Source organism: Burkholderia sp. AU4i (genome assembly GCF_000466765.1).
In the GTDB taxonomy this organism is placed as follows: domain Bacteria; phylum Pseudomonadota; class Gammaproteobacteria; order Burkholderiales; family Burkholderiaceae; genus Burkholderia; species Burkholderia cepacia.
Window position 1 is genome coordinate 1 of record NZ_ASSI01000430.1, and the last position, 538, is coordinate 538.

Annotated in this window: 1 protein-coding gene; it reads left to right on the forward strand. The window is 73.6% G+C overall.

Features of this window, described 5'->3' with window-relative positions:
- Nucleotides 1-40: 40 nt before the first annotated feature.
- On the forward strand, nucleotides 41-538 hold a 498-nt coding region (locus tag L810_RS43280; protein WP_042978469.1), incomplete at its 3' end, for a hypothetical protein.

Sequence of the window (538 nt, forward strand, 5' to 3'; positions counted from 1 at the left end):
GCGGCCGGCATGCGGCGCATCACGCTTATCCGAGGTTACCGTGGCAGAGTGCAGTCACTGCGGCAGGACGTTCCTGGTCGGCGGGCGGTCGATCGACGGCCGCCGCTATTGCCGTCCGGCGTGCGCCCGCGCGCATCCGATCGTCGTCGAGGCGGAGCGGGTGCCCGACGCGAAGGTCTGGGAGTATGTGCACGACTGGCGTTACGGGCCGTGCCCGATCTGCCGTCGCGACGACCGGCCGGTCGATGTCCACGCGTCGCATCGCGTCGTGTCGCTGCTGTTCGTCACGCGCTGGGCGACACGGCACCACGTGTGCTGCCGGCGTTGCGGCCGCAGGAAGCAGGCGGTCGCGTTGCTGGCGTCGGCCGCGTTCGGCTGGTGGGGGCTGCCGTGGGGCCTCGTGCTGACGCCGATCCAGCTCGCGCGCAACGCGCTCGGGCTGGCCGCGCGCGATCCGCAGGTCGCGACGCGGCAGTTCGAGCAGCTCGTGCGGCGCAAGCTGGCGGCGCGCCGGCTGCAGCGAGCGCGGCAGGGCGCC